This window comes from Bradyrhizobium sp. ma5 (assembly GCF_042258955.1).
In the GTDB taxonomy this organism is placed as follows: Bacteria; Pseudomonadota; Alphaproteobacteria; order Rhizobiales; family Xanthobacteraceae; genus Bradyrhizobium.
This window is the reverse complement of the sequence record NZ_CP170156.1, coordinates 5,652,829-5,666,953: the sequence shown is the minus strand read 5'-3', so window position 1 is coordinate 5,666,953 and position 14,125 is coordinate 5,652,829. Positions and strand designations below refer to the sequence as shown.

At 65.7% G+C, this 14,125-nt stretch carries 15 protein-coding genes; 13 read left to right on the top strand and 2 right to left on the bottom strand.

Annotated elements, in window-relative coordinates; all coding sequences use genetic code 11:
• From ACE103_RS26525 to ACE103_RS26485, 9 genes are all read left to right on the top strand, one after another.
• Complete coding sequence (locus ACE103_RS26525) at window positions 1-726, top strand: TetR/AcrR family transcriptional regulator (protein ID WP_375775483.1); 726 nt, start codon at window positions 1-3, stop codon at window positions 724-726.
• Entirely contained in the window at window positions 723-1,508 is a 786-nt protein-coding gene (locus ACE103_RS26520) for an HlyD family secretion protein (protein ID WP_223976239.1), read from the top strand. Before ACE103_RS26525 ends, ACE103_RS26520 begins: the two co-directional genes overlap by 4 nt.
• Window positions 1,505-2,464 (top strand): ABC transporter ATP-binding protein, encoded by a 960-nt coding sequence (locus ACE103_RS26515; protein ID WP_223976241.1) that lies wholly within the window; start codon window positions 1,505-1,507, stop codon window positions 2,462-2,464. Before ACE103_RS26520 ends, ACE103_RS26515 begins: the two co-directional genes overlap by 4 nt.
• A 5-nt stretch (window positions 2,465-2,469) precedes the next feature.
• Window positions 2,470-3,633 (top strand): ABC transporter permease, encoded by a 1,164-nt coding sequence (locus ACE103_RS26510; RefSeq protein ID WP_375775482.1) that lies wholly within the window; start codon window positions 2,470-2,472, stop codon window positions 3,631-3,633.
• Between the two features lie 112 nt (window positions 3,634-3,745).
• Window positions 3,746-5,059: an adenylate/guanylate cyclase domain-containing protein gene (locus tag ACE103_RS26505; RefSeq protein ID WP_375775481.1), complete on the top strand. Its 1,314-nt coding sequence runs from the start codon at window positions 3,746-3,748 to the stop codon at window positions 5,057-5,059.
• 72 nt (window positions 5,060-5,131) lie between these two features.
• Window positions 5,132-5,860 carry a GntR family transcriptional regulator gene (locus tag ACE103_RS26500; protein ID WP_375775480.1) on the top strand — a complete coding sequence of 243 codons (729 nt, stop codon included), beginning with the start codon at window positions 5,132-5,134 and terminating at the stop codon, window positions 5,858-5,860.
• A 45-nt stretch (window positions 5,861-5,905) separates the two neighbouring features.
• Complete coding sequence (locus ACE103_RS26495) at window positions 5,906-7,150, top strand: MFS transporter (RefSeq protein ID WP_375775479.1); 1,245 nt, start codon at window positions 5,906-5,908, stop codon at window positions 7,148-7,150.
• A 15-nt stretch (window positions 7,151-7,165) separates the two neighbouring features.
• Window positions 7,166-8,065, top strand: coding sequence for an amidohydrolase family protein (locus ACE103_RS26490; RefSeq protein WP_375775478.1), 900 nt, complete (start codon window positions 7,166-7,168; stop codon window positions 8,063-8,065).
• A 92-nt stretch (window positions 8,066-8,157) separates the two neighbouring features.
• On the top strand, window positions 8,158-9,072 hold the full coding sequence (locus ACE103_RS26485) for a PhzF family phenazine biosynthesis protein (RefSeq protein WP_375775477.1): 915 nt from the start codon (window positions 8,158-8,160) through the stop codon (window positions 9,070-9,072).
• Here the strand turns inward: ACE103_RS26485 and ACE103_RS26480 are convergent.
• Window positions 9,069-9,530 (bottom strand): DUF488 family protein, encoded by a 462-nt coding sequence (locus ACE103_RS26480; RefSeq protein ID WP_375775476.1) that lies wholly within the window; start codon window positions 9,528-9,530, stop codon window positions 9,069-9,071. The genes ACE103_RS26485 and ACE103_RS26480 overlap by 4 nt on opposite strands.
• A gap of 10 nt (window positions 9,531-9,540) precedes the next feature.
• Complete coding sequence (locus ACE103_RS26475) at window positions 9,541-10,398, bottom strand: DUF72 domain-containing protein (protein WP_375775475.1); 858 nt, start codon at window positions 10,396-10,398, stop codon at window positions 9,541-9,543.
• A gap of 129 nt (window positions 10,399-10,527) precedes the next feature.
• Between ACE103_RS26475 and ACE103_RS26470 the strand changes: the two genes are divergently transcribed.
• The 4 genes from ACE103_RS26470 (at window position 10,528) to ACE103_RS26455 (ending at window position 14,083) form a co-directional block, all read left to right on the top strand.
• Window positions 10,528-10,899, top strand: coding sequence for a hypothetical protein (locus ACE103_RS26470; protein WP_375775474.1), 372 nt, complete (start codon window positions 10,528-10,530; stop codon window positions 10,897-10,899).
• A 68-nt stretch (window positions 10,900-10,967) separates the two neighbouring features.
• Complete coding sequence (locus ACE103_RS26465) at window positions 10,968-11,177, top strand: hypothetical protein (protein ID WP_223976270.1); 210 nt, start codon at window positions 10,968-10,970, stop codon at window positions 11,175-11,177.
• Window positions 11,178-11,439: 262 nt separating this feature from the next.
• On the top strand, window positions 11,440-12,573 hold the full coding sequence (locus ACE103_RS26460; RefSeq protein ID WP_375775473.1) for a glycosyltransferase: 1,134 nt from the start codon (window positions 11,440-11,442) through the stop codon (window positions 12,571-12,573).
• Window positions 12,574-12,580: 7 nt separating this feature from the next.
• On the top strand, window positions 12,581-14,083 hold the full coding sequence (locus ACE103_RS26455) for a glycosyltransferase family 39 protein (RefSeq protein ID WP_375775472.1): 1,503 nt from the start codon (window positions 12,581-12,583) through the stop codon (window positions 14,081-14,083).
• Window positions 14,084-14,125 lie beyond the last annotated feature (42 nt).

Below are 14,125 nucleotides of genomic sequence, written 5' to 3'. Positions count from 1 at the left end.
ATGACAAAGCGCACCGAAAAGACGACCCGCACCCAGCCCGCCAAACGTCGGACCACGATCCGCGCCGCGGCGACGCGGATCCCGAAGGTGGCCTCGGCACCACTGCCTGAGGCGAAGGCGGCTGCTAGCCGCGCCGGGAAATCCGCCGAGCGGCGCGCGGCGATCATCGAGGCGGCGATGGATGAGTTCATCGCACGCGGCTTTGCCGCGGCGCGGCTCGACGATGTCGCCAAGCGTGCGGGCGTCGCCAAGGGCACGCTCTATCTCTACTTCAAGGACAAGGAATCGATGTTCGAGGAGCTGATCCGCACCGCGCTGGTGCCGCTGATCGGCCGCTTGACCGCGCTGCCGACCATCACCGGTCCCGTGCGCGACGCGGTGGAGGGGTTTGCCGAGACCTTCATGCGCGAGGTCGTGGCGACCCGGCGCGGCGACATCATCCGCCTGATCGTGTCCGAAGGGCCGCGCTTTCCGGCGATCGCCGATTTCTATTTCCGCGAGGTGGTGTCGAAGGGCCTGGCCGGCATGAAGGCGCTGGTCCAGCTCGCGATCACGCGCGGCGAGATCAAGCAGCGGGAGCTCGGGGATTTCCCGCAACTGGTCGTCGCGCCCGCGATCGTCGCGGTGATCTGGCAGAGCCTGTTTGCCCGGCACGCGCCGCTCGACGGGCTCGCGATGTTCAAGGTTCATCTCGATCTGATCTTCGGCGAACGGAGGAAGACATGACCGCGTCGCGCATGATGAAGCTGATCGCGGCCGTCGCGCTGGCGGCGGCGCTCGCCGGCTGCAAGGAGAAGCGCGATCCTGGCTTCCAGGGCTGGGTCGAGGCCGACATGATCTTCGTCAGCCCGGATGAATCCGGCCGCGTCATCAAGCTCAACGTGCGCGAGGGTGACGAGGTCAAGCCTGGCGATCAGCTCTACTCGGTCGACGACGATCTGCAGCGCGCCGATCTCAACCAGAACAATGCGACCCTGGCCAACGCGCAGCAGAGCTATGACCGCGCGGCCTCGCTGCGCGGCACCGGCGCCGGCACCCAGGCCAATCTCGATTCCGCCGTCTCGGCGCTGCGCGTCGCGGAAGCGCGCGTCGTTACCTCGCAGACCCGGCTCGACCGCCGCAAGGGCTTTGCGCCGATCGCGGGCGCGATCCAGCAGATCTATTTCCGCGAGGGCGAGATGGTGCAGGCGCAGCGGCCGGTGCTGTCGATCATGCCGCCCGGCAACATGAAGTTGCGCTTCTTCGTGCCGGAGACCGAGCTGCCGAAGCTCGCGCTCGGTGACGAGGTCAGGGTGACCTGCGACAATTGCGCCAATGATCTCACCGCGAAGATCTACTTCATCGCCACCACGGCGGAGTACACGCCGCCCGTCATCTACAGCCTCGATGAGCGCAACAAGCTGGTCTATCTGATCCAGGCGCGGCCGAGCCGACCCGATGTCCTGCGCGTCGGCCAGCCGATCAGCATCTACCTCAACCCCAAGACGCCGATGGCGGAGCGCAGATGAACGGCGGTCCGACCAGCGCGCAGTCCAACGCATCGCCCATCGCGATCGATGTGAAGGGACTGACCAAATCGTTCAATGGGCGCGAGGTGGTCCACGACCTGTCGATGCAGGTCAAGCGCGGCTCGATCTACGGCTTCCTCGGCCCCAACGGCAGCGGCAAGACCACCACCATCCGCATCCTGTGTGGCCTGCTGACACCCGACAGCGGCGAGGGCACCTGCCTCGGCTACGACATCCGGCGCGATGCCGACAAGATCAAGCGCAAGGTCGGCTACATGACGCAGCGCTTCAGCCTCTACCAGGATCTGTCGGTGCGCGAGAATCTGGAGTTCGTCGCGCGGCTCTATGGCATGCCGGACGCGCGCGGCGCCGCGGCCGACATGATCGCGCGGATCGGATTGAAGGGCCGCGAGGAGCAGCTCGCCGCGAATCTCTCCGGCGGCTGGAAGCAGCGGCTGGCGCTCGGCGCCTGCACGCTGCCCAATCCGCAATTGCTGCTGCTGGACGAGCCGACCGCCGGCGTCGATCCCAAGGCGCGGCGCGATTTCTGGAACGAGATCCACGCGCTCGCGGCCGAAGGCCTCACCGTGCTGGTCTCGACCCATTACATGGACGAGGCCGAGCGCTGTCATGAGATCGCCTACATCGCCTACGGCCATCTTCTGGCCCACGGCACGGTAGACGAGGTGATCGCGGCTTCCGCGCTGTCGACCTGGACGGTGACGGGCGAAGACTTCAACGGGCTGATGGCCGAACTGTCAGGCAAGCCCGGCGTCGACATGGTGGCGCCGTTCGGCACCAGCCTCCACGTCTCCGGCCGCGACAAGGCGGCGCTCGAGGCTGCCATCGCGCCCTACCGCGGCAATTCGAAGTGGCGCTGGCAGCCGAGCGAGCCGTCGCTCGAAGACGTCTTCATCGATCTGATGGGGCGCTCCAAGGACAACTTCCAAGGATAACCGCGATGAGTGCGACGGATGCGATCCGGAAAGATGAAGAGAGGGAGCCGGCGTTCGGCTTCTGGCGGCGCAGTTATGCGATGCTGGTCAAGGAATTCATCCAGCTCCGTCGCGACCGCGTCTCGTTCGCCATGATCATCATGCTGCCGGTGATGCAGCTCACGCTATTCGGCTACGCCATCAACACCACGCCGCGCAATCTGCCGACCGCGGTGCTGACCCAGGAGGACACCGATCTCGGCCGTTCGATCCTGAAGGCGATGGAGAACACCGCCTATTTCCATTTTGTCCGCGAGGTCCACACCGTCGAGGAGTTCGATGACCTTCTGCAATCCGGCAAGGTGCTGTTCGGGGTCGAGATCCCGCGCGGCTTCGAGCGCGCGGTGCGGCGCGGCGACAAGCCGGCGCTGCTGGTCGCGGCCGATGCCACCGACCCCACCGCGGCGGGTTCGGCGCTGGGCACGCTCGGGCCTTTGGTGCAATCGGCGCTGGCACATGATCTGCACATCGGCGATCCCCCTGACATGCCGTTCGAGATCCGCGCCCATGCCCGCTACAACCCGGCGGCGGACTCGCGCCTCAACATCGTGCCCGGCCTGGTCGGGACCATCCTGACCATGACCATGCTCATCTTCACCGCGTTGTCGGTGACGCGCGAGATCGAGCGCGGCACCATGGAGAGCCTGCTGTCGATGCCGATCAAGCCGGTCGAGGTGATGTTCGGCAAGATCATTCCCTATGTGCTGGTCGGCTTCATCCAGGCCACGCTGATCATCGCCATCGGTATCCTGCTGTTCGGCGTGCCCGTGCTCGGCAGCCTGACGCTGCTGGCGCTGCTCACCACGCTGTTCATCACCACCAATCTGTCGATCGGCTACACCTTCTCCACCATCGTGCAGAACCAGCTGCAGGCGATGCAGCTCTCGATGATGTTCTTCCTGCCGAGCATCCTGCTGTCCGGCTTCATGTTTCCGTTCGCGGGCATGCCGGTCTGGGCGCAATATGTCGGCGAGGGGCTGCCGCTGACCCATTTCGTCCGCATCGTCCGCGCCATCATGCTGAAGGGCGCGGCAATGCCGAACCTGCAATACGACACCATCGCGCTGGTGGCCCTGATGCTGTTCGCCATGACCATCGCCGTGACGCGCTTCCGCCGCACGCTCGATTGAGGCTATGATGGATGCCATCAATGATCGTCATTCCGGGGCGATGCGAAGCATCGAACCCGGAATCTCGAGATTCCGGGTTCGCTTCGCGCCCCGGAATGACCGGGGCGGGGAAATGGCGGAATCTTCGGATAGTGAGAGCGCAGCGGCAGGCACGACGGTATCCGCCGATTTCAACCACGCTTTGATGCGCGAGGTGATGACCACCGAGCTGCTCCGCATCAAGGTGCTGATCGGCACCGCCATCGTGCTGGGGGCGATCAGCCTGCTGGTGTATCTGTTCGCACCCGAGGCGGTCAGCCGGGTCTGGCACGGCAACCTCGACCCCGCCTACATCTTCTACGTCACCGTTCCGCTGATCCTGTTCGAGCTCTGGGTGCACGGTGCGATCAGCTGGTACATGCGCAACGGCCGCGATCTGCCGGTGATCCGGCGCTACATCGGCGTGCTGGTCGAGACCTCGCTGCCGACCATCGTGCTGGCGCTGCATATCGACAGCATGGGCCGGCAGGAGGCGCTCGGCTTCGTGGCCCCGCTGATCTATTTCGTCTTCATCATCCTCTCGACGCTGCGGCTCGATTTCTGGCTCTCGACCTTCACCGGATTCGTCGCCGCGACCGAGCTGTTCTACATGGCGGTGTTCTTCCATGCGGCTGACCGCGTCGCGGCCGATCAAGGCATCTATTATCACGCCGCGCGCAGCACGATCATCCTGATCTGCGGCGTGCTTGCCGGCGCGGTCGGCCTGCAACTGCGACGGCAGTTCGCGGCCAGCATTGCGGCTGCCACCGCACGCGACCGCATCACCAATCTGTTCGGCCAGCACGTCTCGCCGCAGGTGGTCGAACGCCTGATGGCGGAGGGCGCAACGACCGCGAGCGACATCCGCCGCGTTGCGGTGATGTTCGTCGATTTCCGCAGCTTCACCGCGGGCGCGCGCTCGCGTTCGCCGCAGGAGGTGGTCGACCGGCTCGACGGCGCCTTTGCCGTACTGGTCGATATCCTCGATCGCCATGGCGGCATCGTGAACAAGTTTCTCGGCGACGGCTTTCTCGCGCTGTTCGGCGCGCCGTTCGAGACCGGCGACGCCGCGCATCAGGCAGTCGCCGCCGCGCGCGAGATGCTGGCCGCCAATGAGCGCACCAATGCGGCGTCGAGCTGGCCGTTGCGCATCGGGATCGGCATCCATATCGGCGAGGTCGTGGCCGGCAGTATCGGCTCGCCGCGGCGCAAGGAATACACCGTGATCGGCGACACCGTGAACTTTGCCGCGCGGCTCGAGGCGCTCAACAAGGAGCTCGGCTCGCAATTCCTGATCTCGTCTGCCGTGCGCGAGGCGCTCGGCGACGAATGCAAGGACGCCGTCGCGCGCGGCGAGATCCCGGTGCGGGGTTACGAGCACCCGGTGCCGGTCTGGCAGTTGGGGTAGGGCGCAGCATCCAAGGTTTGAGGTATCAGGGTAGCGATTGACGTCGTGCCCCATACTCATATAGATGACTATATGAATTCGGCCCTCGACGACCGCCTGCCGCGCTATCAGCGTCTCCGCGACGACCTCGCGGCGCGCATCAATCGCAATGAATGGCGTCCCGGGGACCTGATCCCCTCCGAGGCCGAGCTCGGCGCGCATTACGGCGTCGCGATCGGCACCGTGCGCAAGGCGATCGATCAGCTCGTCAGCGACGGCGTGCTGGAGCGCCAGCAGGGCCGCGGCACCTTCGTGCGCCGCGCGCGGTTCAATTCCTCGTTGTTCCGCTTCTTCCGCTTCCAGTCCGAGAGCGGCGAGCGCCGCGTGCCGCAAAGCCGCATCCTGCGGCGCAAGGCGATGCCGGCGACATCGGCTGTGGCGTCGGCGCTGCGCATCGGCGTCGGCGAGCCGGTCATCAGCCTGTCGCGCCTGCGGCTGATCGACGACGTGCCGCTATTGGCCGAGGAGATCTGGCTCGAGAGGTCGCGCTTCGAGGCGCTGCTCGCGCTGGCGACCACCGAGTTCGGCGACCTGCTGTATCCGCTCTACGAGGATCGCTGCGGCCAGGTCGTGGTCTCCGCCGATGAAATCCTCACCGTCGAGATCGCGACCGAGATGCAATCGCGTCTGCTGCGATTGGAGGCCAACGCGCCGCTGATCGTGATCGAGCGTCTGGCCTTCGATCTGGAGCGGCAACCGATCGAATGGCGCCGCTCGCGCGGGCCGGCGGATCGCTTCCGCTACCACGCCGAGATCAGGTAGCGCGGCAACCAAACACAACAACATAAGAATTCACAGGGAGAAGAAATGGCAAACTGGTACAGCGAATGTTCGCCGCTCGAGCGGCGCACCTTCTGGGCAAGCTTCGGCGGCTGGGGATTAGATGCGCTCGACGTCCAGATGTTCAGCCTCGCCATTCCGGCGCTGATCACGGCATTCGGGATCAGCAAGGCCGATGCCGGGCTACTCGGCTCGGTCACGCTGTTCTTCGGCGCGTTCGGCGGCTGGCTTGGCGGCGCGCTCGGCGACCGTTTCGGCCGGGTGCAAGCGTTGCAGATCACGGTCGCGACCTTTGCGCTCGCGACCTTCGCCTCGGCCTTCGCGATGAACTACAGCCAGCTCGTGGTCCTGAAGGCCATTCAGGGCATCGGCTTCGGCGCCGAATGGGCCTGCGGCGCGGTACTGATGGCTGAGATCATTCGCGCCGAGCATCGCGGCAAGGCGCTCGGCGCCGTGCAGAGCGCCTGGGCGGTCGGCTGGGGTGCTGCGGTGCTACTGTCGGCCTTGGTCTTCACCTATGCGCCGGCCGAGATCGCCTGGCGCATCCTGTTCGCGGTCGGCCTGATCCCGGCGCTGCTGATCCTGTATATCCGCCGCGGGCTGAAGGAGCCGCCGCGCGCCGCAACGCGCCAGGCCGAGCCGCCGTTCTTTGCGACGCTTGCCGGAATCTTTCACCGCGACGTGCTGCGCTCGACCTTGATCGGCGGCCTGTTCGGCATCGGCGCCCATGGCGGCTATGCGGCGCTGACGACGTTCCTGCCGACCTTTCTGCGCGAGGTGCGGCATCTCTCGGTGCTCGGCTCCAGCGGCTATCTCGCCGTGATCATCGTCGCCTTCTTCTGCGGCTGCGTGGTCTCGGGAATCATCAGCGACCGGATCGGGCGGCGCGCCAACGTGACGCTGTTCGCCGCCGCCTGCGTCGTGACGGTGCTGGTCTACATCTTCGCGCCGCTCAGCAATTCGCAGATGCTGGTGCTCGGTTTTCCCCTGGGCTTCTTCTCGGCGGGCATTCCCGCCAGCATGGCGGCGCTGTTCAGCGAGCTCTATCCGGCAGGCGTGCGCGGCACCGGCGTCGGCTTCTGCTACAATTTCGGCCGCATCGTCTCCGCGGCGTTTCCCTTCCTGGTCGGCTACCTCAGCGATCACATCGGCCTTGGTGCTGCGATCGGGATCGACGCGGCGTTCGCCTATTCGCTGGTGCTCGTCGCGGTGCTGATGCTGCCGGAAACCCGCGGCAAGGTTTTCGAGCAGGCCGCCGCCGCGCGCGCGTGATGATGAGGAATGATCATGACATCGTACGTACATGGGCTGACGCGGCGACGGTTTGCCGCGGGAGTGGTTGCCGCGCTGTCGGCGAGTGCATTGGCGAGCAAGGTGAGGGCTGAGGTGCCGAAACTGGCGATCGATACCCACGCCCACGTCTTCCATCGCGGGCTGAAGCTCGCGCCCGGCCGGCGCTACGCGCCGGACTACGACGCGCCGCTCGCGCTCTATCTGCAGCAGCTCGACCAGAACGGCATCACCAACGGCGTGTTGGTGCAGCCGAGCTTTCTCGGCACCGACAATTCCTATCTGGTCGAATGCCTGACGGCGACCAACGGCCGCCTGCGCGGCATCGCCGTGGTCGACGCTGCCGCTACCGCCGACGAGTTGCGCGCGCTCGATCGTGCCGGCGTCGCCGGCATCCGTCTCAATCTGGTCGGCCAGAAGCTGCCTGATCTTTCGTCGCCGGAGTGGACGGCGCTGCTGGCGCAGATCAGGACGCTCGACTGGCAGGTCGAGATCCAGCGTAACGCCAGCGATCTTGCGACGCTCGCGCCAACGCTGCTCGACCAGGGCGTGAAAGTCGTGCTCGATCACTTCGCCTTGCCTGATCCAAAGCTCGGCATCGACGATCCCGGATTCCAGTCGGTGCTCAAGCTGGGCGCGACGCGCAATGTCTGGGTCAAGATCTCCGCGCCCTATCGCAACGGCGCGGCCGGTGAGGTGTTCGCGAAGCAGGCCTATCCGCTGCTGCGTCAGGCCTTCGGCGTCGACCGGCTGCTGTGGGGCAGCGACTGGCCGCACACGCAATTCGAGGCGACGCAGAGCTACGCCAAGAACAGAAAATTTCTCGACGAGCTTGTTACCGATGCCGATGAGCGCGCGCGCGTGCTCGCGTCACCGCGCGAGCTGTTTAGATTCTAGCTCGCGCGCGATTGTACCGAGTGCTCTGAAGGGCGTCGTTGCTGCTGTGCTACGATGACGCCATCGGAACGACCGGCACAAGGATACGTAAGATGCAGCGCCGCTATATCACCGTCGACGTTTTCACCGATCGCGCCTTCGGCGGCAACCCGCTAGCGGTGGTGCTCGACGCCGAAGGGTTGTCGAGCGAAGAGATGCAGGCGATCGCGACCGAGTTCAACTATTCCGAGACGACCTTCGTGCTGCCGCCGCAGGACAAGGCCAACGACGCCCAGGTTCGCATCTTCACGCCGGTGAGAGAATTGCCGTTTGCCGGGCATCCCAATGTCGGCACCGCCTTCGTGCTGGCTCAGCTTGCGAAGGAGCCGAAGCCGCGTCTGATCTTCGAGGAGAAGGCGGGGTTGGTCCCGGTCGATATCGCGCGAGAAGGGAGCAGGGTCGTCGCCACTGAACTGACCGCGCCGCAGCCGCTGTCGCGTCTGGCGCACTGCTCCGCCGGCGAGGTCGCGAGCCTGATCTCGCTCACGGCAGACGACGTCAGGACGGATCGCCAGGCACCGCAGGTGGTCGGCGTCGGAACGCCGTTCCTGGTCTTTGAGGTCGCATCGCGCGATGCGGTGCGGCGGGCAAAACCGGATGCGGCGGCGTTCGCGCGCTTCTTCCCGCGTGACGGAGCATTCTCCGCGTACTTCTACACGCGCGACGTCCCCGTCGCCGAGGCGCCGTGCGATCTGCAGGCACGGATGTTCTTTCCAGGATCGAGCGGCCTGATCGAGGACCCGGCGACCGGCAGCGCCACGGTCGCCGCGGCCGCGCTGCTTGCCACGCTGGATCCATTGCGCGACGGCGACCTGAAGCTCACGGTCGGCCAAGGGTTCGATATGGGCCGGCCGAGCCTGCTGCTGACCCGCGTGCGTAAGCGGAATGGCGCAGTCCTATCCGCGCATGTCGGCGGGGCCTGTGTGCAGATGATGCAGGGCACGTTACGCCTGGAGGGGAAAGGCTAGACCTGCGGCGCGGCCAGATTCTCGATCTTGACGCCGTCGCGGTCCTCGATGATCTCGGCGATCCAGCGGCGGTGGCAGTGCTCGTGGTCGCGCTCGTAGCAGAGGATGCAGACCGGGCCGGACTTCTTGACCAGCGCCGACAGCTCGTCGAGCTCCTCCTTGGCCTGCACCGTCTTGAGGTGCGCCGAATAGATCTTGTGCAGCAGCGCATATTGCCCGCTGCGCGCCGCCTCCCGCCCGCTCTTCGGGGTGCCGAGGCCGCGCAGGTGGACGTAGCCGATGCCCCGCTCGTCGAGGCCGGCAGCGAGCTGGGTCTTGGAGAAGCCGGGGCGGCGCGAAGAGGCTACCGCGCGGACGTCGACCAAGAGCTTGACGCCGGCGTGCCGCAGCTCGTCGAGCACGGCCTTCGACGGCGTCTGCTCGTAGCCGATGGTGAACAGCTTTTTTGCCTTCGCCATCGGGTCTCCCTCACTTCACCCGTTCGATCAGTTCCATCGCGCCCGCGGGCGCGCGGATCTTGCCCTCGTGGATCACGTAAGCGAACACGTCGCGCGGCGTCTTCTTCGGCGCTGATTTGTCGACCCGCGGCAGGTCGTCCGGTTCGCTGCCGCCGGCCCAGTCCTGAAACCGCTTGGCCCAGGCGTCGAGCTGCTTCGGCGGATAGCAGGTCTTCAGTTCGTCATTGCCCTTCTGCAACCGGGCATAGACGAAGTCGCTGGCGACGTCGGCAATCGCCGGATATTTGCCGTGCTCGGCGAATACCACGGGCACCTGGTGCTCGCGAATGAGGGCGATGAACTCGGGCACGCAGAAGCTGTCGTGACGCACCTCGACGACATGGCGCAGCGCACGGCCGTCGAGCTTGCGCGGCAACAGCTCGAGGAACTTGCCGAAATCGGCGCCATCGAACTTCTTGGTCGGCGCGAACTGCCAGAGCACCGGGCCGAGCCGGTCCTTCAGCTCCAGCACGCCCGAATCGTAGAACCGCTTCACCGAATCGCCGGCCTCGGCGAGCACGCGGCGGTTGGTGGCAAAGCGCGGCCCCTTCAGCGAGAAGATGAATCCATCGGGCACTTCGCTCGCCCATTTGCGAAAGCTCTCCGGCTTCTGCGATCCGTAATAGGTGCCGTTGATCTCGATCGAGGTCAGCTTCGAGGCGGCGTAGGACAGCTCCTTCGCCTGCGTCAGCTTCTCGGGATAGAACACCCCGCGCCACGGCTCGAAGGTCCAGCCGCCGATGCCGATATAGATGTTGCCTGCGTCTGTCTTGGTATCTGTCTTGGTCTTGGTCGCCTTGGTGGGAGCTTTGGCCACGACTGCACTCATCGCGAGGAGGGGGAACAGGGATCGAGAGTAGTCAAAATAATCGTGATTGGCCAGTTTGCCAGAATGCTGCGCGGGAGCTTATCGTGGTTGTCGCTCTTCGCTACGATGCGCGAAAATGGAGAACAACACATGCGCATGCTGGTTGCGGCCGCCCTCCTGATCACGTCCTCCGCTGCCATATCGTCTGCTGCAATGGCCGACGAGGTCGACGATGCGCACAAGCTCGCGATCACCGGTCGCGACGCCTACTGGAATTGTCTCGCCCGCGAATATCCGCGCGACAGCAACAAGGCGCTGTCCGACCAGGAGTTCACTTCGCTGATCGCCAATGTCTGTCCCTCGGAGCGGCAGAACTTCCGGGTGTCGCTGATCGACTTCCTGTCGCTGCAGTTTCCGAAGCAGGATGCCGACGCCAATCTGACCACCGCCAACCGCGCGATCGAGCTGGCGCAGAAGGACATCGTGACCGCCTTCACCCGCCGCAGGGCGGCGGCGAAATAGGTTCCCGAATCCTGTTGCGGCCGGCCGATTTTTGATATCAATCCGCGGAGGCGAGGGGATTGATCGGCATGAGGTCACAATCGACGGCAGGCTTCCTGGGCGCGGTGGTCGCGGCCATCGCGCTGGCGGCGGCGTTCATCTATGGGCCGTCGCCGAGCCAGCTCCGTAACCCGACCAAGCCCGCAGCCGTGCAGCCGCAGGCGGCGCCCGCCGCCGAGGCCGCGCCGGCGGCCGCGGCGCCACGCGGCCCGGTGATCCGGGAAGTCCCCAACAACTAGCGCCTCTGCCCCCCTTGCAGACCGCCCCTTGCGGATCGCATGGGGGCTTCCTATTTAGATCATAACGGCGACGTTGCAGCTTAAGGGCTCCGGCGCTGGGACGACCACGACATTGTTTGGCTGCGCCGGATGTACGCGCGCCCCTTGTTCGTGGTCGTTGGCATTTTCAGGGGCATTTTGTCCCGTTTTCCCGCTTCCCGAGACCGCGTTTGGGCCGGCCCGCCTTGGCAGCGGGGGAGGCTGCGGCTATACGCTGGCGCTCATGAATGACGCCATCAAGCTAGCCCCCGAAACCGCCTCGCAGGCAGCAAGTTTGCCGCAGCTTTCGGTGGTCGTCCCGACCTTCAACGAACGCGACAATGTCACGGTGCTGTACCGCCGGCTCGACGCGACCCTGAAGGACGTCTCCTGGGAGGTCATCTTCGTCGATGACAATTCGCCCGACGGGACCTGGGACGTGGTGCGCGCCCTGGCGCGGAAGGATTCCCGCGTGCGCTGCATCCGCCGGATCGGCCGGCGCGGCCTGTCCGGCGCCTGCATCGAGGGTATCCTGGCGTCGAGCGCGCCCTTTGCCGCGGTCATGGACGCCGATCTCCAGCATGACGAGACCCAGCTCCCGAAGATGGTCGCGCTGCTGCAGAGCGGCGAGGCCGAGCTCGTGGTCGGCAGCCGCTACATCGAGGGCTACAAGACCGAAGGCTTCAACAAGCAGCGCGCCGGCGCCAGCGCCTTTGCCACCGAGATCGCGCGCCGCTCGTTGAAGGTCGAGATCGCCGATCCGATGAGCGGCTTCTTCATGATCCGCCGCGACCGTTTCGAGCAGCTTGCACCACAGCTCTCGACCCAGGGCTTCAAGATCCTGCTCGACGTCGTGGCGACGGCGGAGGGCAAGCTGCGCGCGGTCGAGATTCCCTACACATTCGGTGCCCGCCAGCATGGCGAGAGCAAGCTTGACTCGATGGTCGCGCTCGACTTCCTTGGCCTGGTGCTCGCGAAGCTGACCAACGATCTGATCTCGCTGCGCTTCATTCTGTTTGCAGCAGTCGGCGGGCTCGGCCTGCTGGTGCATCTCAGCGTGCTGTTCATCGCGCTGGAATTGTTCAAGGCGCCGTTCCCGGAGGCCCAGGCCACCGGCGCGATCGTCGCCATGACCAGCAACTTCATCCTCAACAATTTCCTGACCTATCGCGACCAGCGGCTGAAGGGCTTTGGCATCCTGCGCGGCCTGCTGCTGTTCTATCTGGTTTGCAGCGTCGGCCTGCTCGCCAATGTCGGCGTCGCATTCTCGGTCTACGACCAGGAGCCGATCTGGTGGCTTGCGGGCGCGGCCGGCGCGCTGATGGGCGTGGTGTGGAACTACGCGATGTCCGGGCTGTTCGTCTGGCGCAAGCGATGACGGTGGCATGAACGCGAACGAGGCGCGGCTGGCCCGGAACACCGCTCTTGCGGTGTGCGCGCTGGTCGTCCTGCGGTTGGCCGCCGCAGCATGGACGCCGCTGACCTTCGACGAAGCCTATTACTGGATGTGGTCGAAGGCGCTCGCCGGCGGCTATTACGACCATCCGCCGATGGTGGCGGTCGTGATCCGGCTCGGCACCATGATCGCGGGCGACACACCGTTCGGCGTTCGGCTGGTGTCGATCCTGCTCGCGCTGCCGATGAGCTGGGCGATCTACCGGGTAGCCGAGATCCTGTTCGGCGGCCGGCGCATCGCCGCGAGCGCAACCATCCTGCTCAATGTCACGCTGATGGCCGCCGTCGGCACGCTGATCGTGACGCCGGATGCGCCGCTGCTGGTTGCCGCGAGCTTCCTGCTGTATTCGCTGGCAAAGGTGCTGGAGAGCGGCCGCGGCGCCTGGTGGCTTGCGGTTGGCGTCAGCGCAGGCCTGGCGCTGCTCTCGAAATACACGGCGCTGTTCTTCGGACCCGCGATCCTGATCTGGCTTGCTGTCGTGCCGAAGCTGCGGCGCTGGTATCTCTCGCCATGGCTCTATCTCGGCGGCCTGGTTGCGGTCGGCCTGTTTGCGCCGGTCATCCTCTGGAATGCCGATCACCACTGGGTGTCGTTCATCAAGCAGATGGGCCGCGCCCGGATCGAGGACTTCCGCCCGAACTACATCGCCGAGCTGATCCCGACGCAGTTTGCATTCGCGACGCCCTTGGTCTTCATCCTCGGTGTGATGGGCCTCTATGCGCTCTACCGGCGCCGCGCTGGCGCGATGCCCGCGCGCGTGCTGGTCAACACGATGTTCTGGACCATCGTGGTCTACTTCACCTGGCATGCGCTGCATGCGCGGGTCGAAGCCAATTGGTTCGCGCCGGTCTATCCGGCCTTTGCGGTGGCGGCCGCGATCGCGGCGATCCAGGTGCAGTGGGCGCCGCGCGAGCAGCGCACGATCGATTTCTGCCGCCGCTGGGCCGCGCCCACCGGCGTCGTGCTGTTCGCGCTGCTGATCGTGCAGGCCAACACCGGCATGCTCTCGGGCTATCGCCGCGACGCCACCGTGCGCAGCGTCGGCGTCGGCTGGCAGGAGCTCGCGGGCGAGATCGAGGCGGTGCGCGCGCGCACAGGCGCGACCTGCGTGCTGTCGCCGGACTACGGCACCACCGGCTGGCTTGCCTTCTACCTCCCCAAGGGCACCTGCGTCGCCCAGCAGGGCCAGCGCATTCGCTGGGTCAATATGCCCGAGCCGAGCCCGGCGCAGCTGGCCGGCAAGCTGCTGTATGTGCACGAGGTCGAGCAGCCGATGCCGGCCTCGGTGCGCGACAATTTCGCCCATGTCGAAATGGTGGCCGAGGCCAAACGGATGCGCGGACCGCTGGTGATCGAGAATTACGCGCTCGATCTGCTTGATGGCGCCAAGGGCGACGTCTTCGACCGATCGCCGCCGCCGGAACTGCAGTAAAAACCTTCGCCGTTATATGTCGGATCGTCCGGTTCCGGCTCG

What these genes read in the sequence shown, in the direction of transcription:
- ACE103_RS26525 (WP_375775483.1), top strand. Translation starts at nt 1, where the DNA reads ATGACAAAGCGCACCGAAAAGACGACCCGCACCCAGCCCGCCAAACGT.
- ACE103_RS26520 (WP_223976239.1), top strand. Translation starts at nt 723, where the DNA reads ATGACCGCGTCGCGCATGATGAAGCTGATCGCGGCCGTCGCGCTGGCG.
- ACE103_RS26515 (WP_223976241.1), top strand. Translation starts at nt 1,505, where the DNA reads ATGAACGGCGGTCCGACCAGCGCGCAGTCCAACGCATCGCCCATCGCG.
- ACE103_RS26510 (WP_375775482.1), top strand. Translation starts at nt 2,470, where the DNA reads ATGAGTGCGACGGATGCGATCCGGAAAGATGAAGAGAGGGAGCCGGCG.
- ACE103_RS26505 (WP_375775481.1), top strand. Translation starts at nt 3,746, where the DNA reads ATGGCGGAATCTTCGGATAGTGAGAGCGCAGCGGCAGGCACGACGGTA.
- ACE103_RS26500 (WP_375775480.1), top strand. Translation starts at nt 5,132, where the DNA reads ATGAATTCGGCCCTCGACGACCGCCTGCCGCGCTATCAGCGTCTCCGC.
- ACE103_RS26495 (WP_375775479.1), top strand. Translation starts at nt 5,906, where the DNA reads ATGGCAAACTGGTACAGCGAATGTTCGCCGCTCGAGCGGCGCACCTTC.
- ACE103_RS26490 (WP_375775478.1), top strand. Translation starts at nt 7,166, where the DNA reads ATGACATCGTACGTACATGGGCTGACGCGGCGACGGTTTGCCGCGGGA.
- ACE103_RS26485 (WP_375775477.1), top strand. Translation starts at nt 8,158, where the DNA reads ATGCAGCGCCGCTATATCACCGTCGACGTTTTCACCGATCGCGCCTTC.
- ACE103_RS26480 (WP_375775476.1), bottom strand. Translation starts at nt 9,530, where the DNA reads ATGGCGAAGGCAAAAAAGCTGTTCACCATCGGCTACGAGCAGACGCCG.
- ACE103_RS26475 (WP_375775475.1), bottom strand. Translation starts at nt 10,398, where the DNA reads ATGAGTGCAGTCGTGGCCAAAGCTCCCACCAAGGCGACCAAGACCAAG.
- ACE103_RS26470 (WP_375775474.1), top strand. Translation starts at nt 10,528, where the DNA reads ATGCGCATGCTGGTTGCGGCCGCCCTCCTGATCACGTCCTCCGCTGCC.
- ACE103_RS26465 (WP_223976270.1), top strand. Translation starts at nt 10,968, where the DNA reads ATGAGGTCACAATCGACGGCAGGCTTCCTGGGCGCGGTGGTCGCGGCC.
- ACE103_RS26460 (WP_375775473.1), top strand. Translation starts at nt 11,440, where the DNA reads ATGAATGACGCCATCAAGCTAGCCCCCGAAACCGCCTCGCAGGCAGCA.
- ACE103_RS26455 (WP_375775472.1), top strand. Translation starts at nt 12,581, where the DNA reads ATGAACGCGAACGAGGCGCGGCTGGCCCGGAACACCGCTCTTGCGGTG.